This is a genomic window from Caulobacter sp. FV2ye17ST (assembly GCF_058680955.1).
The window spans coordinates 1,545,684-1,567,595 of record NZ_CM178727.1 but is presented as its reverse complement, the minus strand read 5'-3'; the positions used below and the strand labels follow the sequence as shown (position 1 = coordinate 1,567,595).

Annotated in this window: 21 protein-coding genes and 1 pseudogene; 8 read left to right on the top strand and 14 right to left on the bottom strand. The window is 67.0% G+C overall.

Annotated features, from left to right (window positions below):
* The first annotated feature begins 26 nt into the window (after nucleotides 1-26).
* The 3 genes from ACW17V_RS07620 to ACW17V_RS07610 all read left to right on the top strand — a co-directional run bounded on the left by ACW17V_RS07620 (nucleotide 27) and on the right by ACW17V_RS07610 (nucleotide 3,839).
* Entirely contained in the window at nucleotides 27-1,370 is a 1,344-nt protein-coding gene (locus ACW17V_RS07620; RefSeq protein ID WP_492108250.1) for a DUF1254 domain-containing protein, read from the top strand.
* A gap of 51 nt (nucleotides 1,371-1,421) precedes the next feature.
* On the top strand, nucleotides 1,422-2,468 hold the full coding sequence (locus ACW17V_RS07615) for a serine hydrolase domain-containing protein (protein WP_492108249.1): 1,047 nt from the start codon (nucleotides 1,422-1,424) through the stop codon (nucleotides 2,466-2,468).
* Between the two features lie 78 nt (nucleotides 2,469-2,546).
* The gene (locus ACW17V_RS07610) at nucleotides 2,547-3,839 is read left to right on the top strand and encodes a hypothetical protein (RefSeq protein ID WP_492108248.1); all 1,293 of its coding nucleotides are present in this window, start codon (nucleotides 2,547-2,549) and stop codon (nucleotides 3,837-3,839) included.
* A gap of 159 nt (nucleotides 3,840-3,998) precedes the next feature.
* Here ACW17V_RS07610 and ACW17V_RS07605 read toward each other — a convergent pair.
* The 6 genes and pseudogenes from ACW17V_RS07605 to ACW17V_RS07580 form a co-directional block, all read right to left on the bottom strand.
* Nucleotides 3,999-5,315 (bottom strand): annotated as a pseudogene (locus ACW17V_RS07605) (aminotransferase class V-fold PLP-dependent enzyme); the annotation flags it as partial.
* Nucleotides 5,316-5,486: 171 nt separating this feature from the next.
* Nucleotides 5,487-6,065 carry an SCO family protein gene (locus tag ACW17V_RS07600; protein ID WP_492108247.1) on the bottom strand — a complete coding sequence of 193 codons (579 nt, stop codon included), beginning with the start codon at nucleotides 6,063-6,065 and terminating at the stop codon, nucleotides 5,487-5,489.
* On the bottom strand, nucleotides 6,065-6,514 hold the full coding sequence (locus ACW17V_RS07595) for a copper chaperone PCu(A)C (protein ID WP_492108246.1): 450 nt from the start codon (nucleotides 6,512-6,514) through the stop codon (nucleotides 6,065-6,067). The genes ACW17V_RS07600 and ACW17V_RS07595 overlap by 1 nt, the downstream gene beginning before the upstream one ends.
* Before the next feature lie 19 nt (nucleotides 6,515-6,533).
* Nucleotides 6,534-7,976 carry a PepSY-associated TM helix domain-containing protein gene (locus ACW17V_RS07590; protein WP_492108245.1) on the bottom strand — a complete coding sequence of 481 codons (1,443 nt, stop codon included), beginning with the start codon at nucleotides 7,974-7,976 and terminating at the stop codon, nucleotides 6,534-6,536.
* A 12-nt stretch (nucleotides 7,977-7,988) separates the two neighbouring features.
* Entirely contained in the window at nucleotides 7,989-10,307 is a 2,319-nt protein-coding gene (locus ACW17V_RS07585; RefSeq protein ID WP_492108244.1) for a TonB-dependent receptor, read from the bottom strand.
* Between the two features lie 61 nt (nucleotides 10,308-10,368).
* Entirely contained in the window at nucleotides 10,369-10,767 is a 399-nt protein-coding gene (locus ACW17V_RS07580) for a DUF2946 family protein (protein ID WP_492108243.1), read from the bottom strand.
* 201 nt (nucleotides 10,768-10,968) lie between these two features.
* On the opposite strand from ACW17V_RS07580, the gene ACW17V_RS07575 reads away from it, so the two are divergent.
* From ACW17V_RS07575 to ACW17V_RS07555, 5 genes are all read left to right on the top strand, one after another.
* Complete coding sequence (locus tag ACW17V_RS07575; protein WP_492108242.1) at nucleotides 10,969-13,140, top strand: TonB-dependent receptor; 2,172 nt, start codon at nucleotides 10,969-10,971, stop codon at nucleotides 13,138-13,140.
* The gene (locus tag ACW17V_RS07570) at nucleotides 13,140-14,249 is read left to right on the top strand and encodes a PepSY-associated TM helix domain-containing protein (protein WP_492108241.1); all 1,110 of its coding nucleotides are present in this window, start codon (nucleotides 13,140-13,142) and stop codon (nucleotides 14,247-14,249) included. Before ACW17V_RS07575 ends, ACW17V_RS07570 begins: the two co-directional genes overlap by 1 nt.
* A 219-nt stretch (nucleotides 14,250-14,468) precedes the next feature.
* Nucleotides 14,469-14,660, top strand: a complete 192-nt coding sequence (locus ACW17V_RS07565; RefSeq protein WP_492108240.1) for a hypothetical protein — start codon at nucleotides 14,469-14,471, stop codon at nucleotides 14,658-14,660.
* A gap of 260 nt (nucleotides 14,661-14,920) precedes the next feature.
* Nucleotides 14,921-15,961, top strand: coding sequence for a substrate-binding domain-containing protein (locus ACW17V_RS07560; protein ID WP_492108753.1), 1,041 nt, complete (start codon nucleotides 14,921-14,923; stop codon nucleotides 15,959-15,961).
* Between the two features lie 78 nt (nucleotides 15,962-16,039).
* Complete coding sequence (locus ACW17V_RS07555; protein ID WP_492108239.1) at nucleotides 16,040-16,813, top strand: prepilin peptidase; 774 nt, start codon at nucleotides 16,040-16,042, stop codon at nucleotides 16,811-16,813.
* Nucleotides 16,814-16,819: 6 nt separating this feature from the next.
* Here the strand turns inward: ACW17V_RS07555 and gspN are convergent, their stop codons facing one another.
* From gspN to gspG, 8 genes are read right to left on the bottom strand one after another with little or no spacing between them, the layout of a single operon-like run.
* A complete protein-coding gene (gene gspN, locus ACW17V_RS07550; RefSeq protein WP_492108238.1) occupies nucleotides 16,820-17,524 on the bottom strand; it encodes a type II secretion system protein N in 705 nt (234 codons plus the stop codon).
* On the bottom strand, nucleotides 17,521-18,000 hold the full coding sequence (locus tag ACW17V_RS07545; RefSeq protein WP_492108237.1) for a type II secretion system protein M: 480 nt from the start codon (nucleotides 17,998-18,000) through the stop codon (nucleotides 17,521-17,523). Before ACW17V_RS07545 ends, gspN begins: the two co-directional genes overlap by 4 nt.
* Nucleotides 17,997-19,082, bottom strand: a complete 1,086-nt coding sequence (gspL, locus tag ACW17V_RS07540) for a type II secretion system protein GspL (protein WP_492108236.1) — start codon at nucleotides 19,080-19,082, stop codon at nucleotides 17,997-17,999. Before gspL ends, ACW17V_RS07545 begins: the two co-directional genes overlap by 4 nt.
* Nucleotides 19,079-20,053, bottom strand: coding sequence for a type II secretion system minor pseudopilin GspK (gene gspK / locus ACW17V_RS07535; RefSeq protein WP_492108235.1), 975 nt, complete (start codon nucleotides 20,051-20,053; stop codon nucleotides 19,079-19,081). The genes gspL and gspK overlap by 4 nt, the downstream gene beginning before the upstream one ends.
* Nucleotides 20,050-20,640, bottom strand: a complete 591-nt coding sequence (gspJ, locus tag ACW17V_RS07530; protein ID WP_492108234.1) for a type II secretion system minor pseudopilin GspJ — start codon at nucleotides 20,638-20,640, stop codon at nucleotides 20,050-20,052. The genes gspK and gspJ overlap by 4 nt, the downstream gene beginning before the upstream one ends.
* Entirely contained in the window at nucleotides 20,637-21,008 is a 372-nt protein-coding gene (gspI, locus tag ACW17V_RS07525; protein WP_492108233.1) for a type II secretion system minor pseudopilin GspI, read from the bottom strand. The genes gspJ and gspI overlap by 4 nt, the downstream gene beginning before the upstream one ends.
* Nucleotides 20,989-21,402 carry a GspH/FimT family pseudopilin gene (locus tag ACW17V_RS07520; protein ID WP_492108232.1) on the bottom strand — a complete coding sequence of 138 codons (414 nt, stop codon included), beginning with the start codon at nucleotides 21,400-21,402 and terminating at the stop codon, nucleotides 20,989-20,991. The genes gspI and ACW17V_RS07520 overlap by 20 nt, the downstream gene beginning before the upstream one ends.
* A 58-nt stretch (nucleotides 21,403-21,460) precedes the next feature.
* Nucleotides 21,461-21,907 (bottom strand): type II secretion system major pseudopilin GspG, encoded by a 447-nt coding sequence (gene gspG / locus ACW17V_RS07515; protein ID WP_492108231.1) that lies wholly within the window; start codon nucleotides 21,905-21,907, stop codon nucleotides 21,461-21,463.
* Between the last annotated feature and the right edge of the window lie 5 nt (nucleotides 21,908-21,912).

Genomic DNA, 21,912 nt, shown 5'->3' with positions numbered 1-21,912 from the left:
CCCCTGCCCGGTTGGAGAGACATCCGATGCACCGCCGCCACCTGATCAAGTCCGCGCTCGCCGCTTCGACCCTATCGCTGGGCGGCCCTGCGATGGCCGCGCTTACCGAGCGCGCGTCGACAGACCCCTTCCTGCGGGCCTTCTTCTTTGCTTTTCCGCTCTACGAACTCGCACGCATCGAGCAGGAGCGAACGGAAGCCGTCAGCGGCAAGCCAGGCCGGCTGAACACCATCTCGAGCCGGGCGCGGTTGATGGACCACACCTCTCGCCAGGTCACGGCGCCCAACAACGATACGATCTACGCGTCCATCTTTCTGGAACTGTCAGGGGGACCGGTCGAACTGACCGTCCCGAGTTCGACAGATCGCTATTTCTCCCTGGCCTTCATGCACGCCTTCACCGACGTGTTCGCCTATGTCGGCACGCGCGCCACCCGGGGACAGGGCGGTCGTTACTGGGTCGTCGGTCCCCAATGGAAGGGCGCGGCGCCTCAGGGCGTGAAGCTGATCCGTTCGCCCAGCAACGACGTCTGGGCCCTGATGCGTACGCTGGTGGACGGCCCGGACGATCTGCCGGCGGCGCTGGCCTTTCAGAACGGTCTGACACTCAGCGTCGCGCCCGATCGCGCGCCGCCTCGCGGCTTTCAGGCCGCCGCCGGCGATGTGAACGATCCGGTCGTGTTCCTGTCGCTGGTCAATGAAGTCATCGCCCGCTCTCCAGGCGGCGGCGCGCAGTTCCCGAGGGCCCGCCAGTTCGCCGCCCAGGGGATCGGCGCGCCGGGCCTGCCGTCGAGCGACGTGCTCGCCCGCTGGCGGGAAACCATTCCCGGGGCGCTGGAAATCCTGCGCGAGACCTTCCGGTTCCGAGACTACGCCGTCGATGGCTGGAGCTATCAACCGCCCGGGATCGGCGACTTTGGCGCCAATGACAAATTACGGGCCGCCGTCGCGCTCGGCGGCATCGCGGCGCTGGGCGAAGAGGAGGCGATGTATTTCCACGCCAACTTCGATGGAGACGGCGCGCCGCTGATGGGCTCGGCCCCGTATCGCTGGCGCGTTCCTCCCGGCGGCGTTCCCGTCGACGCCTTCTGGTCGCTGACTATGTACGAGGTCACGCCGGAGGGCCGCTATTTCTTTACGGACAATCCCATCGGCCGCTACGCGATCGGCGACCGCACGCCCGGGCTGATCAAGGATCCAGACGGCGGGTTCGAGATCCTGCTGCAGCGGGATCGGCCCTCGGGAGACATGGCGGCCAACTGGCTCCCCTCCCCCGTCGGACGCATGCGCCTGGCCCTTCGCGCCTATCTGCCACGACGAGAGCTCAGAGAGCGATCCTGGCGCGTCCCGGCTCTTTTGAAGGCCGGGTAAGTCCAGCGCCCCACGCCCGACAGCGCTCGCCAACAGATGAAAGCCCGAGTGATGCCAAACGCTCTCCTCCGCCTGTTCGTGGCCGCGATCGCCTCGACGCTGGCCATTGGGCCGACCGCGTGTGCGATGCCGCCCGCGACCGCAGGCCAGGTCGCGACCGTGTCGTCGGAGACGAAGGATCTCCTCGAATATCTGCGCAGCCACGGCAGCACGGGCTTCATCGTCATCCAGAACGGCAAGACGCTGATCGACCAGACCTGGCCGCCCCCTGCCAACGACCGAATGTTCGCGAACTTCATCTATGGTCAGGCGGATGACGGCGGGCTTCTGGAAGACGTCGCCTCGCAGCAAAAGAGCTTCGTCGCGATCCTGGTCGCGATCGCCATCGACAAGGGTCTGATCGACATCAACAGCCTCGTCTCCAGCTATCTGGGCGCGGGCTGGTCCAAGGCCTCGCTCGAGCAGGAAGCGCGCATCCGGGTCATCGATGTCCTGACGATGAGCTCGGGGCTCGACGAGACGTTCGGCTACGTCGCGCCGCCTGGCTCGGTCTTTTTCTACAACACGCCAGTCTACGCGATCGCCAAGCGCGTGGTCTCTACCGCCGCCGGTCGGCCGCTGGAAGCGGTCACCCAAGACTGGCTGACCAAGCCGACCGGGATGAAGGACACCGCCTGGCGCAAGCGCCCCGCCGCGCTGGCCTCGGCCGGCAACGACACCGGTCTGGTCACCACGCCGCATGATGTGGCGCGTTTTGGCCTCATGGTGCTGAACGGCGGCGTGGCCGAGAACGGCGCGCGCGTTGTCTCGAAAGCCCAGCTCAACGCCTTGTTCAACCGCTCGCCCGCCAACCCGGCCTATGGCCGCCTGTGGTGGCTGAACGGTGGCGCCTACGCCCTGCGCGCGCAGGCCGGCCGCCAGGACGGCCAATTGATCCCTGCGGCCCCGGTCGACCTGTTGGGCGCGCTCGGCGCGCTCGATCGCCGCCTCTATGTCGTGCCCAGCCGGCGTCTGGTGGTCGTGCGCACCGGCGCGGCCTCCCGCGATCCCGGCTTCGATCAGCAGCTGTGGCTGAGGCTGATGAAGGTCATCGGCTGATCCCATTGCCCCGGCGCCTTGGCCGCGCAATCACGCGGCATCGCGACGACTTTTTCACCAGACGACGAGGGACCCGGCATGATCGACACCAGCAGGCGGACATTTCTGGGCGCGGGTGCGCTGGTCTCCCTGAGCGGGGCCGCCGCCTCGCCCTCTACCCACGACAGGATCCAGGCAGACCTGCTCAAATACGCCGGCTTCGGGGAAAAGCGGGCTGGCGGCCCCGGCGATACAGCGTGCGGCGAGTGGCTGGCCAGCGAGCTTCAGACGGTGGGCTATGCGATCGAGAAGCAGGCGTTCTCCGTCCCCTTCTTCAACACCACACGCGCCGAGTTCGCCATCGATGGAGCAAGCGTCCCAGTCTATCCCCAGCCTATCGTCGTACCGACCGGCCCCGCGGGCTTGTCCGGACCGCTTGTCAGGGTCGACCCGGCCGGTCGCTTCGCTGGCTCGCTCAAGGGCGCGATCGCCCTGGTGGATCTGCCCTCTGCACGCTGGTCCACGATGCTGGCAAAGGCCGCGCGCGGCCCGATCGAGGCGGCCTTCGCCGCCGGATCCAAGGCCGTGGTGGCGATCACCAATGGTCCCACGGGCAAGGTGATCGCGCTGAACACCGATGGCCGCAAGCCGATGTTCGCCGGCCCGGTCGCCTTGCTCGCCCCCGAGGCGGCTAGCCCCTTCCTGGGCGCCGCTTTCGAGCGCAAGGAAGCCCGCCTGACGATCAACGGTCAGGGCGGCCAGCGATCAGCCTTCAATTTCGTGGGGAGGATCGACCGCGGCAAGGGGCGTTGGCTAGCGGTGTCCACCCCGCGCTCGGGCTGGTTCGGCTGCGCGGCGGAGCGCGGGCCGGGCGTCGCCGCCTGGCTGGACCTGGCGCGCTGGGCCGCGGAGGCGATCACGGACCACGATCTCGCCTTCGTCTGCAACACCGGTCACGAATACGAGTATCTCGGGGCCGCCGAAGCGATGAAGCAGATCGCGCCACCGCCTGCGGCGACCCGTTTCTGGCTACATCTGGGGGCCAATGTCGCGGCGCGCGACTGGCATGAACTCCCGGGGAAATGGACGCCGCTGCCCAGCGCTGACAGCCAGCGTATCCTGTCGATCACGCCGGAGCTGCTGCCACTGGCCCGCGCCATCTTCGCGGGCCAGATCGGCTATGAGGCGCCGGTCTCCAGCGCCGTCCTGTCGGCGGGGGAACTCGACGAGGTCATCAAGGCAGGCTACGCGCCGGCAGCGGGCGTCTTCGGAATTCACCGCTACCACCACGTGGCGGAAGACGACGAACGCTGCCTCAACACCCCCGCCACCCTCGCGGCCGCAAATCATTTTCGCAGATTGGTGCAGGCCGTCGCTACCGCGTCGTCCTAGCGCCATTTTCAGACATTGCCACGGCTCCAAAAACTCGACCTTCGCCAGTTCGTCGCGCCGAACCATCGCGAGTTTCTGGACAGCGAAAGGATCAGGCAATGTCCCTCCCCCTGCACCTTGAACCCTTTCCCAGGGCCGAGCCGAAGCTGACTGCCGAGGCTAGAGAAACATTGCGTGTTCGGCCCTCAGCGCGACAGCCAGCGCATCGACGTCCGCGTTCGCGCTGTACAGGCCAGGCGTCACGCGTATCACCGGTCCGTTTTGAATGCCGGTCCGCCAGACGGTGTGAATGCGGTAGCGCTCGAAGAGCCGGCGCTGCAAGCGCTGGGCGCCCTGGTCGGTGACCATCCCCTTCAGCCGAAAACTGGTGATGGCGCAATAGCGCGACGGATCATCGGGCACGCAGATTTCGACGTTGGGCAGGTCGCGGACGGCATTCACCCACCGGTCCCTCAAGGCCCGCATGTGCTTTTCCTTTTGCGCGCCGCCCACTGCGAAATGGAAGTCGACGGCCGTAGGGATCGTCAGCACGGCTGGGAAGTTCACCGTGCCGGCCGGAACCCTGGCGTTGATGTCGTCGCTGGGGAGCGCATTGCCAAACGCGATGTCGATGTCGGCGAGTCGGCTCTTGCGAATGTACATCGCGCCCGTGCCAAGCGGTGCGGAGGTCCATTTATGGACTGACCAGCCGACGAAATCAGCGCCCAGGTCCTCGAGCTGGAAGTCGAGGCAAGCGACGCCATGGGCGGCGTCGACGATGGTGTCCACGCCACGCGCGCGCGCCATGGCGACGATCTCGCGCACCGGCGTCACCAGGCCCGTCCGATTGGAGACCTGGGTGACCAGCAGCAGCTTGGCCTCGGGTGTGCGCTTGAGAACATCCTCATAGGCCGAGAGGATGTTGGCCGTGGTGGCGGGCTCCGGCATGGCGAACTTCACCACCTTCGCGCCGCGATGCGTACCCAGCCAGCCCATGGCCGCGATCATCACGTCGTAGTCGAGGTCGCAATGGATGACCGCGTCAGCGGGCTTGAGCGGCTTGTAGTTGGTGATCAACATCTGCAGCGCATCGGCGCCGCTGCGGGTGACGGCGATCTCCTCCGGCAGACAGCCCATCTGGCGCGCAATGGACGCCTGGGCGGCGCGGTTTGCCGAAGTCCAGCCTGCGCCGCCCGGCAACACGTTGCGCGCCCAGATAGCGTTGGCGCTGTTCACCGCCACGTTGTGCCGGGCGTAGGTCTGCGCCACCGCCCGGGGCATCATGCTCCAGTAGCCGGCCTCCAGATTGTGGATGCCGGGTTCGACGTCGAAATGGCTGGGCAAGTCTTCCGCCAGGATCGAGTTGGGTCGCAGCATTGGCTCTGGCGACGGCCCCGAAGCGGCGGCCGCTGGCTGCGAGGCCAGCAAGGCGGGCGCGCCCGCCAATGCGGTCGTAAGCAATTGGCGGCGGCTGGGCGTATTGGGCATGACGGTCCTATCGAGGGCCAAGTTTTTCAAGGCGGGGTCAGGAGTTCGGATCGGCGCGCAGTCGGCAAGCGGTCTGGTCGCTCGCTCGCGAACCACGCGTTCATCGACCGTCCCACAGGCGTTTTGCCCGGCGCCAGGATGCTTTTGGGGGCGAAAGCCCTCCCGCCGGTTTAGCCAGATCTAGCCCAGCACGCCCTTCACTCGCTCAAGGGCCTGATCCGGTGAACTGCCGTAGCCGATCGGGCCTACGAACTCGCCGCGCCGGTCGAACAGATAGACAGCCGTGGAGTGATCGACCGTGTACTCGCCCCCCTCCAGCGGGACCTTGCTGTAGTAGATGCGGTAGGCCTTGGCGGTGGCGGCGATCGCCTCGGGCGACCCCGTCAGCCCCCGAATGCGTGGGTCGAAGTTCGAAAGGTAGCGCTTGAGCTGAGGCGCCGTATCACGCTGCGGATCGACGGTGATGAAAACCACGTTCAGGCGCGCGGCTTCTGGACCCAGCTTCTCCAGCCACTGGCCAATGTCGGTCAGGGTCGTGGGGCATATCTCCGGGCAGTAGGTAAAGCCGAAATAGATCAGGGTCGGCTTGCCCAGCAGATCGCGGTCGGTGACGGTCCGGCCATCGACATCCATCAGGGAAAAGGGGCCGCCGACCCGTAGAAGCGGCTTGCCGTTGCGGCTTCGGACATAGAGCGCCCCGCCCGCGGCCGCACCCAGCGCCGCCGCCGCCCCGCCCAGCACGAGAACCCTGCGCCGCATCAGTGCGCGCCGGCCGGAGACGGCGCCTTGATCGGCAGGGTCACCGTGATCGCTCCCGCCCTCTCGAAACGGAGAGTCAGCCGCAGGTCTTCCCCAGCCTTGAGCGGGCTGTCCAGACCGATGAGCATGATGTGGTAGCCGCCCGGCTTCAGGGCGACAGTCCCGCCGGCCGGGATCGCCAGGCCATCTTTCAAGGGCCGCATGCGCATGATGCCGCCCGTCACGGACATCTCGTGCACCTCGACACGCTTGACGCCGGGCGCCGAGCCACCCAGCAGCCGATCCGGCGCCTTGCCAGGGTTGGTCAGGGTGAAGTAGGCCGCGCCAGCCGGGGCGCCGGGCGGCGTTGCGCGCACCCACCCCGCCTCGATGCGCGGAGCCGACGCGGCGGCCAGAGCCGACGTGGCGATGAGGCAGGCGGCGGCCGCGATGAAAGCTGCGTTCTTCATGGAAAACCTCATGGGTCTATCAGGCTGCGGGATTGGCTTGGCGCAGGCCCAGCCAGTGGCGGACGCCGGGGATGTGACGCAGGGCCAGTCGCTCGATCAGGGCGATGGCGATCATCGAGATCCCTAGGACGGGTAGAAGGACGCCGAACACCACGATGAGCACGCCGACGCTCACGGCGATGCGGCCCTCGGGCAGATTGGGCGGCGCGCCCAGCTGACCCTCCGGTCGGCGGCGCCACCAGATCACCAGGCCGCTGACGCTGAGGGTGATCAAGCCCAGAGCGGCCAGCACACCCAGAAGTTGGTTGGCCAGGCCAAACAGCTGGCCCTCATGGACGGCAATGCCATAGCCGATCACCTGGTCGATCGGGTGACGGTTGCTGAAGCCGTCGGTGCGGATCACCTGGGCGGTGTCCGGGTCCAGGGTCAGGGTCACGCGCTGCGGCCGATTGGGCGTATCGGAACGGGCCGTCCAGTCGGGCGAGGCATTGCGACCTTTCCTGTTGGACGGCGGCGCGATCAGCACCGGCGGCGGCAGGTCCAGGGCCCGCACCGTGGCGACCATGCGATCGAGCGGGGGCGTGGCGTCCATCGTCATCCCCGACATGTCCATGCTCGACATGTCCATACCGGCCATATCCATGCCCATCATGTGACCGGCGTGCTCCGACGCTGCGGCCCCATCAATAGCCTTGCGCTCGGCCTTCTCACCGGCGCGGCCATTGGACCAGTCCTGCTTGGCCACGGCCGTGCCGGTCAGCTTGCGGACCTCCTTGAAGCTGTCGCCCCAGACCTTGGCCCAGGGCAGACCGGTCAGCAGCAGGAACAGCGCCAGGCCGGAAATCCACATGCCGGTCACCGCATGGATGTCCCGCCAGAACAGCTTGGAACCACGACCCAGGCGCGGATAGAGCACCCCGCCCAGGCCCTGGGCCTGACGCGGCCACCACAGATAGAGGCCGGTGACGACCATGACGATGGCCCAGCAGGCGGCCAGCTCGACCAGGATCGAGCCGTTGTCGCCCATCAGCAGCTCGCCATGGATGGTCTTGTCGATATCCATCAGGCGATCGTTCTCGTTGATCACCTTCAGGACCTGCAGCGTCTCGGGGTGGACATAGACGAGGATGTTGTCGCCCTTCCTGCCCACCACCACGCGGGCGGCGTCGTCGGCCTCGCGTCGCACCTCGTAGGTGCGCAGGCGCGATCCGGGCACGGCCTTGAGGGCCGCGTCGACCTGGGCCTGGGCGCTGACGGGTTTGCCCGTCAGAGTCAGGTGGTCATAAGGGCGATCCAGCCAGGCCTCGACCTGGGGCTTGAACAGATAGATCGAGCCGGTGATCGCCAGGATGACAATGAACGGCGCGCAGAACAGCCCGGCATAGAAGTGCCAGCGCCAGATCGCGCGATAGTCGAAGATCGTCCGTCGGGCCTTGGTCAGGGCCGGGCTGGAGGTGGTCATGAGATCAGGCTCCTACCACTTGGTCTTGACGTCGAAGACGAAGGTCCGCTGCGGCAGCGGGTGTGAGACGTAGGCCTGGTCGTTGAACAGGTTGTCGATCCCGACGCTGACCTGGGCCTTCTCCGTGACGTTCCACGACACCCGGCCGTCGACCGTGAAATACTCGGTCTGGAAGCCGTAGGCGTCGCCGCGCGACAGGCCGAACAGGTCGGAATTGGGCCGCGAGGCGTAGCGCCAGCCCAGCGAGGCCTTCACGCTGTCGCTGATCCGATAGCGGACATTGCCGCTGGACCGCCAATCAGGGATACGCGGGAACTTCACACCCTCGGCGGCGGTGTTGGCGCTGTTCTTGATCGTCTTGGCGTCGATGCGGGTGACATTGGCGTCGATGTCCAGGCCCGGGATCAGGACATCGCTGGCCTCCAGGATCAGCTCCAGGCCGTACTGGCGCACCTTGTCGACGTTCTTGTAGGACGAGACCACGGTCCCATACTGGTTGAGCCCGCTGAAGCTGAAGATCGCGTCCTCGATATCCTGGTAGAACAGACTGGTGGTCGAACGGACCTTGCCGAAGGTGCGTCGCAGAATGAGGTTGGCGTCCTTCGACTTCTCGGCCTTCAGGTTGGGATCATAGCTGGTGGGGTCGATCTCGCGGGTGATGTCGTCAAACCGCCCCTGATAGAGCTCGCCCACGGTGGGGAAGCGCTCGGCCGTCCCCACACTGACCTGCAGCTCGAAGTCGCCGGGGATGCGCCCCTGCAGCGACAGCTTCGGGCTGACCGAGGTCTCCTCGCGCTCGGGATAGGCGCTGTCGGCGCGGGCGCCGCTGACGCGTTTGCCGATACCGCCGTCGAAGGCCCGCCAGCTGTCGAAGCGCAGGCCGCCGGTCAGGACGAAATTGCCGTCCAGATCATAGGCGTCCTCGGCCCAGACGCCCCACAGGCTGGTCTTGCCGTAGGTCGAGGTCGAATAGACCGGCGTGGTCGCCGTGTGCCAGTTGGTGGTCGTATAGGTGTCGGTTCCGGCCTCGTAGAGGTTTGCGTTCAGGCCAAAGCCCAGCTCATGCTTGCCGAAGGCGCGATCGAAGCTGGCGTCGCCCGTCCACCAGCCCGGCTTGGTCTGACGGCTCTGGGTGCCGGCGCCGTTGTTCGCGCCCGTGGCGTAGTCGTTGGAGGTGCGCGAATCCTGGTCCGGGATCCAGTAGCGCGACAGATTGAACGACGCGTCCCAACCAGCCAGCGGCCCGGCCAGCTTCAGGCCGGCCAGATATTCGATCCGGTCGGTTTCGGAGAAGGTCAGACCGGTGGCGTTCCAGGTCTTGCCGCCATAGCTGACCTTGCCCTGGTAGACCGGCTTGCCCGACGCATCGACCAGCCAACTGCGCGGATTGGTCAGGTCCTGATTGGTCTTCCAGGCAAAGCCCAGGGCCTGGATGTCCCAGCCATTGCTGGCCGCATAGCCGACCCGCAGGCGCAGCTGGTCCTGGATCACATGCACCGGCGAAGCGCCGCCGAACACCGGCGAGGCCAGGCGGCTGTCAGTATAGGCGCCGGTCACCGCCGTGCCCGTCCCGGTCGTCGCCGACAACAGGCTGTAGCTCATCGACTGGCCGGTGTTCTCGAAATGCCGGAAGCCGCCGCGCACGCTCCAGGGGCCGTCCTCCTGCTTGTAGGAGATCCCGCCCTCGGCGCTGTAGCCCTTGAAGGTCTGGTCGTAGCCGTATTCCTTGAACGGCATGATCATGGTCTGGGCGTTGGCATAGACCTCGCGGCCAGGCTCGGGCTCGCGGGTGGTGACCGAGATCACCCCGCCCATCGAGTTGCCGCCGTAACGGGCCGAATAGGGTCCGTAGACGATGTCGAACTGGCGCACCTCGGCGGGGCCGACAACGTTCCACTTGGGCGGATAGTCGTAACGGTTGCCCAGGAAGTTGGAGACCAGGAAGCCGTCGACCAGCACGATGGTGCGGGCGCTCTGGACGGTGTTGGTGCCGCGCAGGGCGACCACGGCGTTGTCGTCGCCGGCGAAGCGTTTGCGCACGAAGAAGTCGGGCGCGTACTTCATCAGGTCTTCGACATTGACCGCGTTGATCGCCTCGAACTCGGTCTGGCCAAGTGACACGGCTAGGCCGCGCGGCACGACGGTGACGGGCTTGTCGCCGCGCCCGACGACCAGGACCTGGTCGACCTCGGCGGGCTTGGCGTCGGCGGGCTCGACCGCCGCGGCGACGCGGTCTTCGGCCAGGGCGAGAGCGGGCAGAACGGCGGGGCTGACCGCGAGGGCGGCCAGCAGAGCGCGCGCCGAAACGGCGCGGCAAAGCGTGAAGGACATGAAAATTCCAATCGTCGAACGTCAAGGAGCCGGCGCGCGAAGCGGCCGGCGGCGATGGGCGTCAGACGATGGCGGGTGGTCCGGTCTTGAAGGGCGGCGGAGCGGCCAGGCCAAGGCCAGGTCGCTGATGGGCGAGCGGCAGATCAATCTGTGAAACCGTGGCGAAGGCTTCCGCGTGGACCAGCGTCAGGGCGGGAACGGGCAGCGGCGTGACGGCGCCGGCGAAGACGCAGCCATGGTCTAGATTGACCTTGCCATCAGCCGGCTCGGGCGCGCTTTCGCCGTTCTGGACAACACCGCCGCCATCGACCGAAACGGTTTTGGCGCCTTGGGCCGTACAGATCACGATGGCGGGCAAACCGCCCTGCCCCTGGGTCGGGGCGACCATGTAGCCCGCCGGGATCAGGACCCGCACGGCGATTGCGCAGACGGCCAGCAGCACGCCAACGCGCGCCTGCATCCGAGTCAATCGTGACCACCCCAGTCTCATGGGCGCTCGCCTACGCCCAATGGTGAGGCCTGTCCAGACGACGCCGCTTTCGCGCAGCGACCATCGTCAGTTGACGACTTCAGAAGTTCGATATGGCACAAGACATATTGCAACTCAGTCGCAATTACATCATACGGCGCCTCATCCTAGATTCATGTTCTCCGGGGCGTCATGACCAAGCAAGTTTCCAGCGCGCGCCTGCGGCTCGCCCTCCTCGCCGGCCTCAGCCCTCTGGCGCTATCCCCGGCCGCGTTCGCCCAATCCCAGACCGACATCGAGCAGGTCGTGGTGACCGCCGCCCGCACCATCCTGCCGGCCAGCGCCCTGCCCCTGACGGTCGACGTGATCGACAACGCGACCCTGAACCAGCAGGTGGCGATCAGCGGCTCGATCATCGACGCTGTCTCGACCCTGTCGCCGTCTTTCTCGCCGACGCGCCAGAAGCTGTCGGGCGCGGGTGAGAGCCTGCGCGGCCGCTCACCGCTTTACGCCATCAACGGCATTCCGCAGTCGACGCCGGTCCGCGACGGTTCGCGCGACGGCTACACGATCGACCCGTTCTTCATCGACCGCGTCGAGCTGATCTACGGCTCTAACGCCCTGCAGGGCATTGGCGCCACCGGCGGCGTGGTGAACCAGGTGACGGTGGGACCGCCCAAGCAGGACGGCGTCTCGGGTCGCACCCTGATCCAGGCCAGCGGCGGCAACAAGCTGGGCGACTCCGTGGGCGGCAAGGTCGCAGGCCTGGTCGGCTGGCGCGGCGGCGCGTTCGACGCCACCGCCGGCGTCGCCTATGAGACCCGCGGCGCCTTCTATGACGGCGCCGGCCGACGCATCGGCATGGATACCGCCCAGGGTGATGTCCAGGATTCCAAGACCCTGTCGCTGTTTGGCCGCCTCGGCTGGCAACTCAGCCCCAGCACTCGCCTGGACGTGGTCGGCAGCCGCTTCGAGCTGAAGGGCGACGGCGACTACGTGACCGCCACGGTCGCTGGGCGCACGCCGTCGACCGCGATTCTCCCAACTGACGGCGACAGCGCCATCCGCTTGCCGACGACCGCTTTCCGTGGCGTGGTCCCAGGCGATCCAGCAGCCAACCGCGTCGAGTCGATCTCGGCGTCCTTGGTCAATGACGATCTCGCCGGCGGCGTGCTGAACGCCCAGCTGTTCTTCAACCGCACGCGCGACACCTTCGGCGGCGACATCAGCGCCACCTTCCAGGATGCGCGTATCGCGCCCATCGGCACGCTGTTCGACCAGTCCGCGAACCGTTCGCGCAAGTTAGGCGCGCGGATGAGCTATGAGCGCGCCGTGCCGGGGATCGAAGGCCTGGTCGCCACCGCGGGCCTGGACGCCCTGACCGACACCACAGCCCAACTGCTGACCGCCACGGACCGCGCCTGGGTGCCGCCGACCAAGTTCGAGAGCATCGCTCCCTTCTTCCAGGGCAACTACGCTCTTCTGGAGGGCAAGCTGCGCCTGGCCGGCGGCGTGCGCTTCGAGAACGTCAAGCTGAAGGTCGACGACTTCACCACCCTGGCCTCCTACGGCTCGCGTCAGGTCGGCGGCGGCGCTCCCGAGTTCAAGGCCACGTTGGTCAACGGGGGCGCAGTGTTCGAACCGGCCAAGGGCCTGCGCGCCTATGCCAGCTATGCCGAGGGCTACACCGTGCCGGACGTGGGGCGTATCCTGCGCGGCATCAACATCCCCAATCAGGACGTCGACACCTACCTGGCGATCGAGCCCATCGTGTCCAACAACCGCGAGATCGGCGCCGAGTTCAAGCGCGGCTCCTTCGACGCCAGCGTCTCCTATTTCTGGTCCAAGTCGAAGCTGGGCCAGTTCCTCGTCCGCAACGCCGACGGCATCTTCGATGTCCAGCGCCAGGGCGTGGCCATCGAGGGTCTGGAAGTCAATGTGAAGGCCCGCACGCCCGTGCCCGGCCTGGAGGTCTCGACCGGCTACGCCCGCCTGCGCGGCCAGACCGACACCAACCGGGACGGTAAGGTCGACACCGACCTGGACGGCGCCAACATCTCGCCCGACCGTCTGAACTTGGCCGCCGACTACCAGGCCGGCAAATGGGCCCTGCGCCTGCAGGTGCAGAACTACATGTCGCGCAACATGCAGACCGCGACGGTGAAGGACGATTTCGAAGGCTACACGGTCGCCGACGCCTTCGTGCGCTACGAGCTGCCGGTCGGGGCGCTGTCGCTGGGCGTCCAGAACCTCTTCGACAAGCAATACATCACCTATCACTCGGACACGACCGCGCCCCAGAGGGACAAGTTCTATGCCGGCCGGGGCCGAACCGCGACCCTGGGCTGGGAAACGCGCTTCTGATGAAGGCCCTGCGCCTGCTGCACCGCTGGACGGGCGGCCTGATCGGCCTCCTGCTGGCGCTCCTGGGCTTCACCGGCGCGCTGCTGGTGCATGAGGACGCCTTCCTGCGCGCCACCGTGCCTCACGCCGCCGACGCCCAGCGGCAGGACACAGCCACCCTGGCGGCGGCGGCGGCGAGAGTCTTCGCCGCCGAGGACCGTCCGCGCTCCATCGTGCTGGCGACCGCCGACCAGGGCGTGCACAGGCTGAGCTACACGGATCGCGAGCGGGCGGCCTATACCGACCAGGACGGCGCGATCATCCTGAGCTGGACCTCGAAATGGGCGCGACCCGAGGTCTGGCTGTTCGACTTCCATCACCACCTGTTCGCGGGTGATACGGGCGAGATCGTCGGCGGCGTGGCGGGCCTGGCAGGCCTGGGCTTCGTGGTCACGGGCCTGATCCTGTGGTGGCCGACCCGGCGGATGTTCCACCTGCGCGCCTGGCCGCGGATGATGAAACGGGCGGCGATCGTCCATCATCACCGCGACCTGGGCGTACTGGTCGCGCCGCTGCTGATCATTTCACTGACCACCGGCGCGACCATGAACCTGAAGTGGTTCTCCCGAGCCCTGCGCGCGCCGTTCACCGCGCCTTCGACCATGGAACAGGCCTCGGCTCCCCCCAAGATCAAGGGCGGAAACCTGGCCAAGGATCTGGATTGGGCCAGGGTGATCGGCCAAGCCCAGACCCGTTTCCCCGGCGCCGAGGTGCGGATCATAACTCCGCCGGCGAAGGCGGGCGGGCTGATCTCGATCCGACTGCGCCAGCAGGCCGAGTGGCTGCCCAACGGCCGGACGATGGCGTGGTTCGATCCGGCGAATGGCCGCATGGTCGCCGCGCGCGACGCTCAGGCCCTGCCCCTGGGCTCGCGGATCACCAATGCCGACTTCCCCCTGCACGCGGCTAAGGTCGGGGGACTCGCCTATCGTCTGGTGATGACCGTCTCGGGCCTGGCCCTGACCCTGCTGGGCACGCTGGCCGTCGTGACCTTCTGGGGCAATCCCAGCGGGCTGCCGAGACGCCGAAAGGTCCGCTCCGTAAAACCGACCACGCTGCGCGCCCGCTAAACGGGCGCCCTACGCTAGCCGATAAGTCCCACAGCATCCCTTCCCTGACCGAGCCCGTCCTGATCTCAGTCGCCGCTGCGCCAGTTGCGGACATTGGTACCAACCCGAAATCCTGACGTTCAGCGCCAGCCCCGATGGCGCCCGCGCTCCGGAGTGTCGCCCCTTCCTGCGGTCGTCTAAGGACTGTGTCTCCTGGCCAGCCTGCTCTGCGCCACGCTCTTGACCCGAGCCTGGATCCGGGCTCGCACCCGGCTTCTGCTCTGGACCGCCGTCTCGTTTGGCTTCCCGGCCGCCTTTCTGCTGATCATCGGGGCGGTGATCAGCAGAAAGAACCTCAAGCATGGACCAAAGGCCCAACCCACCCCCTGCTGCAAACACACCTTCCGAACACGTCTGCACAGCCAGCGATGAGCGGGATCGGCCTCCAGTCGGGGCGCCAGAGTAGCGACACCAATACCTCAGGAACAGGCAGGGGAAGGAAGGAGGCGTCGTGTTCCGTCCACTCGCTATGTCCGCCCGTTAGGGTGTCGCCAATCGGTCATAGTCTTCTGGCAAGACGCCTCTTGCTCAACAATCAGGTGTGTGACGAGCCAGACCTAGGTCGGTCATGGCCCTTAGCGGACAACTCGCACTCCCGTGATCACTCACCCGTAGTTGCCAGGATACTTCTCATGAAACGTCTTATCGGTGCCACCGCAGCCTTGGGATTGATGGCCACGGCGCCATCGGCCTATGCCGCGCGCGACTATGTCTGGGCTGCTGGCTCTTCGACGGTGTTCCCCTTCTCCACCCGGACGGCAGAGAACTTCGCCAAGAAGACGGGCAAGAAGGCGCCGAAGATCGAGAGCCTGGGCACGGGTGGCGGCTTCAAGCTGTTCTGCGGCGGCGCTGGCGAGGGCTTCCCCGATATCGCCAACGCCTCTCGCCCCATGAAAAAGTCCGAGTTCGAGGCGTGCAAGGCCAAGGGCGTCAAGGACATCATCGAGATCAAGATCGGTTTTGACGGCATCGTCATCGCGATGGACAAATCTGCGCCCAACTACAATTTCAAACTTGAGCACCTCTATCTGGGCCTGTCGCAGAACACGCTGCGCGGCGGCCAGTTCGTAGCCAATCCCTACAAGACCTGGAAAGAAGTCGGCGCCGAACTGCCAGGCAATCGCATCCTGGTCTATGGTCCCCCGCCGACCTCCGGCACGCGCGACGCCTGGATCGAATTGGCGATGGAAGGCGGCGCCAAGAAGTTCCCAACGCTGAAGGCCTTGGCCGAGTCCGACGAAAAAGCCTTCAAGGCCAAGGCGCATTCGCTGCGTATGGACGGCGCCTGGGTTGATGCGGGCGAGAACGACAACGCCATCGTCGGCACTATTGAAAAGACCCCCGGCGCGCTGGGCGTGTTTGGCTATTCGTTCCTCGAAGAGAACGCCAGCCGGATCAAGGCCGCCAGCGTCAACGGCATCAAGCCGACGCCGGCGACTATCGCCAACGGCACCTATCCTGTTTCAAGGTCGCTGTTCATCTACGTCAAGAAGTCGAGCGTCGGCGTTGTGCCCGGCCTGAAGGATTTCCTGACCGAGTTCACGTCAGATGCTGCCGCGGGACGAGGCGGGTATCTTTCGCAACGCGGACTGATCCCCCTGCCGCCAGCCCAGCACACCGCGATGAAGGCCGTCGCCGTCAAGCTCACGCCGATGGCGCCCCCCAAGAACTAACACCCGGGCCGCGCGGACGATTTGCGTCCGCGCGGTTTATCGGCCAAGGCTTGACCGGTAAGCTTGGGACTACAAGGCTTGACCATCGACCACCTCTGGGCCGTTTCGACCCTGACCTTCGGTCCTTTCGTGGGCAGCTTCATCGGCCTGCTGACGCTACGCTTGCCGGCCGGTCGCGTTTGGGCGATTTCACGTTCGGCGTGCGATGCCTGCGGTCGCCCTCTCGGGGTCGTCGATCTACTTCCCTTGCTAAGTTTTCTGGTCTTGCGAGGACGCTGCAGAACCTGCCGCGCCGCCATACCGCCCCGCTATCTCCTGCTGGAAGGCGGCTGTTTGCTCATCGCCCTCTGGAGCGCGCTCACCCAGACCGGCGTGATGATTCCCGTGACGGCGCTTCTGGGTTGGGCTTTGCTGCTGATCGCGGTCGTCGACGCCGAGCACCTGTGGCTGCCCGACATGCTGACCCTGCCGCTTGGCCTGGCCGGGGCGCTCCTGACGGTCGGCTTCGCCAACGTTTCCGTCTGGACACCGCTGCTGGGCGCGGCTGCGGGCTTTTGTGGGCTGGCGGCGATCGCCTGGCTCTACAAGAGAGTTCGGGGTTTTGATGGTATGGGCGGCGGTGATCCCCGCCTGCTGGGGGCCATCGGGGCTTGGGTGGGATGGCAGGGCCTGCCCTCGGTGCTGATCTGGGCGTGCGTCGCCGGCTTGAGCGTCGCCGCATCGAAAGCGATCGTGCGCCGTCGCCTGGCGCCGGGCCAGGAGTTGCCATTCGGCGCGTTTCTCGCCATCGGCGCCTGGCTGACCTGGCTGTGGGGTCCGCTACATGTGCTGATCCGCGAAGGTCTGGCCTGACGCCCTCTACAGGCGTCCTTCCACCGTGCGTCGCGCCCCGACCGCATCCCGCAGAAATCCCGAACCCAGCAAGCCCTGGATCATGACTTCATTGACCGTCGCGACCATAATTTCCAACTGGTAGCGGCCCTTGCCGTCAATCCTGATCGCCAGCGTCGCCTTGCCGTCAGCCGCCGGCCCAACCAGGGTCGCGCTCCAGACGCCGCTCCGACAGACCGGTTCGCCGTTGAGCACAGCGCCGCGCAGGGGGCTGTCTCCCGCGAGGATGAGCTGAACGCGCCCCTTGGCCCGGAGGCATCGCTCCTGGCGGAACACGCCGGCCACGTCCGTGAAGCCCACCACGCCCGAGAGGGGCAGTCCGGTCGCGGTCAGATCGATCGGCGTTCGCAGGTTCAGCCCCTCGACACCCGTGGCCCGCCCGCCCTTCAGGAGTACGACCCGCGCGTCAGCCAGCGGCGTTCTGCGCAGGCTCAGTCGCATCTGGCCCGTCATCAAGGACAGGGGCGAAAGGCCCACCTTCAGGTCTCCGACCGGATTGCCCGCGATGGTGACATTGTTCAGGCGCCCAGCCCACACCGTGCCCCTGGCGCTTGTCATGCCCACCCGGCTTGAGCCCGCCATGGCGCCGGTCAGCAGCCCAACTGGGGCCAGGATCACGGTCATCAGCACCAGGGCCGCGATCAGGATCGCGACGAACGTTCGGTTGCTCATCGCACGGCCCCGGCAAAGGTGATTTCGGCCTCGACGACACCGCCGTCCAGTCGCGAGGCGGTGAAGTCGGCCACCGTGACGCCGCCCTCGCGCTCAACAGCCGCCACCCAGGGCAGCAAGGTCCGTGCGTCGATCGCTGTGATCCAGATCGTGAACTGGCCGTTGGCGTCCTGCCGTCGCCGCGCGATCGGCACGCCGGCCTTGACCGCGCTGGCCTCGACCAGAACCTGTGGGGCTGCGGCGGTTCGAGCAGGCTGGGGCGCGTTCACCCGCGCCGCCGCTTTCAAGCTCGCCAGCTTTCTGGCCGCCGTCTCGACGCGCATCTGGCTATCCTCGGCGGCGCTGCGCAGCGGGGAGATAATCCCGTACCAACCCACGACGCCAAGCACGGCCGCAAGCATGACGGCCAGCAGCACGCGCTCCCGGTCAGAGCGCGACAGCCACCACTGCCGCGCGGCTTCAATCCGCTCGATCATGGCTGTCTCCTGACGATGAGATCGCTGGTGATGCGGGCGCCCTCGGTGACCGTGCTCTGCTCGGTCAGCTGGAGCCCGGCCTTCCTGGCCGCGTCGCGAAGCTGGTCCATGTCCGAATAGTTGGCATAGGCGATCGCCGAGCGGATCGCGCCGTCGTCGCCATAGACCAGGGTGTCCAGCGTCACGCCGGGCGCCGAGCGCACCATGGCCAGATAGCTGGCCGCCAGGTCACCAAAGCCCTGACGTCCCTGGGCGGCCGTGATCCTGGACAGGGCGAAGGCGGCCGGATCTTCATAGCGCGACGCCTGCGGGACCATCGAGACCGCCAGGCTTCTGGCCTGCCGCTCCAGCGCGCGGGCGGTCAGTTGGTCATGAGCGATCTGGGCCAGAACCAGAATGAGCGGCGAGATCACGGCGACGGCCGCCAGAATGACAAGTCGCTTCCGCCCCCGCGCCGGCGCGCCACTACGGACCGCGAACTGGCCCTGCAGCAGGTTGATCGCCGGCGACCGCGCCCCCGCCGCCAGCCACGGATCAAGCTCCGCCGCGGGGATGTAGCGATGCGGCCGATCTTCAGCGAGCAACGCGGCCAGATCGGGCTCGACATTGAACGCCCTGCCCGGCTCCCGAAGTCCCAGACGCTCCCCGAACGGTGCGACGATCAACTGCCCGCTCGGGTCTTCCGGCAACAGCAGATAGTCGGGGATCACCGCTTCCGGACTGACGCCATGGGCCAGGGCCGTTTCGAGCCAGGCTTTGAGCTTGGCGCGCGCCGTCCAGACCACCAGCGTGCGTCCCGCCTCGTCCAGGCCCCCGACCGCGATGTGAAGTTCCTCGCCAGCCAGCGCTATCTCGTCTTCGACGCGAAACGCCGCGGCCGAACGGGCCTGGGCCGGGCTGCCGATCGGCAGGTCCATCCAGCGGGCGACGGTGTCGGCGCCGGGCGCGACCAGTACGGCCGCGACATCCAGCCGTTCGTCGGTCTCGACGGGGCGGCGGGACACGACAACCCCCTCGGCCTCGATCAGCTCGAGCCGGGCGCCGCTCTCGGGCGGCAATATCAGCAGGCGCAGCACGGTCATTCGTCCGAGGTCCAACGTCGCGCGACCAGCGTCACCGTGCTGGCCGTACGGGTTTCAAAAAGAGAGGTCATGAAGATCGGCATGTCGGCAAAGACCACCTGACTGCTGAGCGCGAAAAAACGCGTGCGAAAGCGAATCTGCTCGCGCACGACGTCGCCGGGCGGCGTAGCCAGCAGGGCCTGCTCGCCCCAGAACGCCTGGGCGTCAGGCCAGCCTTGGGTCGGCCGACGATCCAGCACGCTGCGCGCCGTTTCCCCCGCAATCTTTCCTTCGGTCAGGGCGGTCAGCAGCAGAGCGCGCTCGGACGGCAGGGTGTTGACATTGATCGGCGACAGATCGGTCGTCGGCAGGGCGCAGACATAGGGCCGCAGGGCCGCATAGATCTCGGGCGTGAAGCCGCGCACCGCCCGCAGTTCGCTGACCTCGGCCAGCGGCCCGCCCGCGGTCCTGTGGGGCTGGGGCAGATTGACATAGCCCTGGTCCTCGGCTTCCGCGCGGCCGACGTCGTTGCTATCCATCCACTCGGCCAGGTTCTCGGCCAGTTCGCGCTCATTGGGCGCGCCCACCAGCGACAGCAGGGTCGAGAACTGACGCACACCAAGGTCGCGGCGGCGGAAGGGCTCGCCCTGATTGGCCTCGACCAAGCTGTTGAGGTTGAAACACCCCGTGGCGTCAGTGAGCGTGGCCTCCATTTGGCCCTGCTCGATCGGGAAAGCGATCACGCGGCCGTTCCAGTCGCCTTCCAGCGTGGTCTTGCTGGCGTCGCGATCCATCAGCTGCCGGATTCTGGCGCGGGCGAGTTGCTCGGTTCCCAGCGCGAACCACTGGGCCTGATTGGCGACGCGGGCGTTGAAGGTGCGGCGAATGCCAAAGCGGATATCGTCCAGCACGCCGATCGAGATCACCGCGATCACCGCGACCATCAACAGCACCGTCAGCAGCGCCGCGCCCTTTTCGCGTTCGGGTCTCATCGCCCCTCCCCCGAGGTGAGGAACAACTGGTCGATGACGCCCATGTCGGTGAGCCGCAGATTCACCCGAACGGCCGTGGGGATGTCGGTCTGGGGATTGCCCTTCCAGGTCGGGCTCCAGGCGCCGTTGAACAGGAAGGCCATCTGGGCGCTGTCGACGTTGGTCATCAGCACCTGGGCCGGCCCCAGGCGGGCGCCGTCCAGGGCGGACCTGGCCCGTCTTTCCAACCGCCCCTCGACGAGGGCATATTCGACATATTGCATCGAGGCGCGCGGCGCGGCGTCGGGGTTTTCGTAGCCCCGGCGCGTGAAGGCCAGCAGCGGACCGCCCACGCCCCAAGGGCTGCCGCCGGCGAAGGCCGTCATCGCCGGCATTCCATCCTCGCCCCGCGTGCGCCGCGAGGCGGCCTGCGACAGATCGGCCTTGAGGATGGCCCGGGTGCGCTGCAGTTCGGCATAGCGCTCGACCTTGGTCCGCACCGCGCCCTGATTGGACAGGGTGGTGCTCATCACGGCCACACCGGCGGCAGTGATCAGCGCGAAGATCAGCAGCGCCACCAGCATCTCGATCAGGGTGAAGCCCTTCATCGGGCCAACCTGAACACAGTGGCCATGGCCGAGGGCTGGCGCGAGCGCGGCTGGGCCACGGCGATATCAACGCGCAGGATGTCCGGGTCGGCGGTGCGGCTGACCTGTTTCGTCCATAGCCAAGGGCGTCCGGCGACAACCTCCTGGCCGGCTGTCTTGCCCAGGCCGGGCGGAGAAACGCTGGCGATGGTCTCCACGGCGCGGTTGTCGAGGACCACCTCGGCCAGGATCCGGTCCTGCAATCGACCGCCGGCGCGGGTGTTCTCGCCGGCCAGGTTCAGCAGGGCCAGCACGGCGAGGCTGAAGATCGCCAGGGCGACCAGCAGCTCAATCAGGGTGAAGCCGGCCTCAGAGCGCGCGCGGGTCATGGACAGTCACATTGCCGGCGAGGTCGACACTCACGCGATAGCCAACCTTGGCCCGCCCAAGGACGAAATCAGCCGCGCTGGCCTGGCCCGTGGGCTCGAAGACCACGGCGCTTTCGGTTCCCTCGGCGGAGACGCGGGTCTCGTCGATCCAGGGCGTCGTCGCGAAGGGGGCGCGATCCAGCGCCCGCCAGTCGCGTCCATCGCGAATATCGAACCGGTAGTCGGCGGGCGATACGCTGACGCGAACCTGGCGATTGACCAGCAGCGCCTCCTCGCGCGCGCGCAGCAGGCGCGCGGCGAAGCGCTCGCTTTCCTGGGCCAGCGACATCCGCCCATCCGGCAGGGTCAGGATCACGGCGCCCGCCAGCAGGCCCATGATCACCAGAACGACCATCAGCTCCACCAGGGTGAAACCCGCACGCGAAGCACGCGCGGCTGTCAGGCGCCGGGGTTCAACTCCAGTTGCCAATGTCGGCGTCCTTGCCCTCCCCGCCCTCGCGGCCATCGGCGCCGAAGGAGAAGATGTCGATGGCGCCACGCACGCCCGGCGCGCGGTACTGATAGGCGTTGCCCCAGGGGTCCTTGGGCAGACGGCGGATATAACCGCCCTCACGATAGCGGTCGGCCTGGGCGCCGGCCGGCGGGGTCACCAGGGCCTGCAGGCCGGCCTCGGTCGGCGGGAAGGCGAACATGTCGAGGCGGTAGCTTTCCAGCGCCTGCTCCAGCACCGACACATCGGCCCGGGCCTTTTCCTTCATCGCCTTGTCCTGGCTGGGCAGGACGTTGATCGCAACCACCGTGGCCAGCAGGCCCAGGATGACGATGACCACCATCATCTCGACCAGAGTGAAGCCGGCCTCTCGCGAACGGCGACGTTTGTTGTGTTCCGGCTTGGGCATGGTCG

Excerpts from the sequence above, each read along its gene's own strand:
- ACW17V_RS07620 (WP_492108250.1), top strand. The coding sequence starts at position 27 with ATGCACCGCCGCCACCTGATCAAGTCCGCGCTCGCCGCTTCGACCCTA.
- ACW17V_RS07615 (WP_492108249.1), top strand. The coding sequence starts at position 1,422 with ATGCCAAACGCTCTCCTCCGCCTGTTCGTGGCCGCGATCGCCTCGACG.
- ACW17V_RS07610 (WP_492108248.1), top strand. The coding sequence starts at position 2,547 with ATGATCGACACCAGCAGGCGGACATTTCTGGGCGCGGGTGCGCTGGTC.
- ACW17V_RS07600 (WP_492108247.1), bottom strand. The coding sequence starts at position 6,065 with ATGCGGCGCAGGGTTCTCGTGCTGGGCGGGGCGGCGGCGGCGCTGGGT.
- ACW17V_RS07595 (WP_492108246.1), bottom strand. The coding sequence starts at position 6,514 with ATGAAGAACGCAGCTTTCATCGCGGCCGCCGCCTGCCTCATCGCCACG.
- ACW17V_RS07590 (WP_492108245.1), bottom strand. The coding sequence starts at position 7,976 with ATGACCACCTCCAGCCCGGCCCTGACCAAGGCCCGACGGACGATCTTC.
- ACW17V_RS07585 (WP_492108244.1), bottom strand. The coding sequence starts at position 10,307 with ATGTCCTTCACGCTTTGCCGCGCCGTTTCGGCGCGCGCTCTGCTGGCC.
- ACW17V_RS07580 (WP_492108243.1), bottom strand. The coding sequence starts at position 10,767 with ATGCAGGCGCGCGTTGGCGTGCTGCTGGCCGTCTGCGCAATCGCCGTG.
- ACW17V_RS07575 (WP_492108242.1), top strand. The coding sequence starts at position 10,969 with ATGACCAAGCAAGTTTCCAGCGCGCGCCTGCGGCTCGCCCTCCTCGCC.
- ACW17V_RS07570 (WP_492108241.1), top strand. The coding sequence starts at position 13,140 with ATGAAGGCCCTGCGCCTGCTGCACCGCTGGACGGGCGGCCTGATCGGC.
- ACW17V_RS07560 (WP_492108753.1), top strand. The coding sequence starts at position 14,921 with ATGAAACGTCTTATCGGTGCCACCGCAGCCTTGGGATTGATGGCCACG.
- gspN (WP_492108238.1), bottom strand. The coding sequence starts at position 17,524 with ATGAGCAACCGAACGTTCGTCGCGATCCTGATCGCGGCCCTGGTGCTG.
- ACW17V_RS07545 (WP_492108237.1), bottom strand. The coding sequence starts at position 18,000 with ATGATCGAGCGGATTGAAGCCGCGCGGCAGTGGTGGCTGTCGCGCTCT.
- gspL (WP_492108236.1), bottom strand. The coding sequence starts at position 19,082 with ATGACCGTGCTGCGCCTGCTGATATTGCCGCCCGAGAGCGGCGCCCGG.
- gspK (WP_492108235.1), bottom strand. The coding sequence starts at position 20,053 with ATGAGACCCGAACGCGAAAAGGGCGCGGCGCTGCTGACGGTGCTGTTG.
- gspJ (WP_492108234.1), bottom strand. The coding sequence starts at position 20,640 with ATGAAGGGCTTCACCCTGATCGAGATGCTGGTGGCGCTGCTGATCTTC.
- gspI (WP_492108233.1), bottom strand. The coding sequence starts at position 21,008 with ATGACCCGCGCGCGCTCTGAGGCCGGCTTCACCCTGATTGAGCTGCTG.
- ACW17V_RS07520 (WP_492108232.1), bottom strand. The coding sequence starts at position 21,402 with ATGGTCGTTCTGGTGATCATGGGCCTGCTGGCGGGCGCCGTGATCCTG.
- gspG (WP_492108231.1), bottom strand. The coding sequence starts at position 21,907 with ATGCCCAAGCCGGAACACAACAAACGTCGCCGTTCGCGAGAGGCCGGC.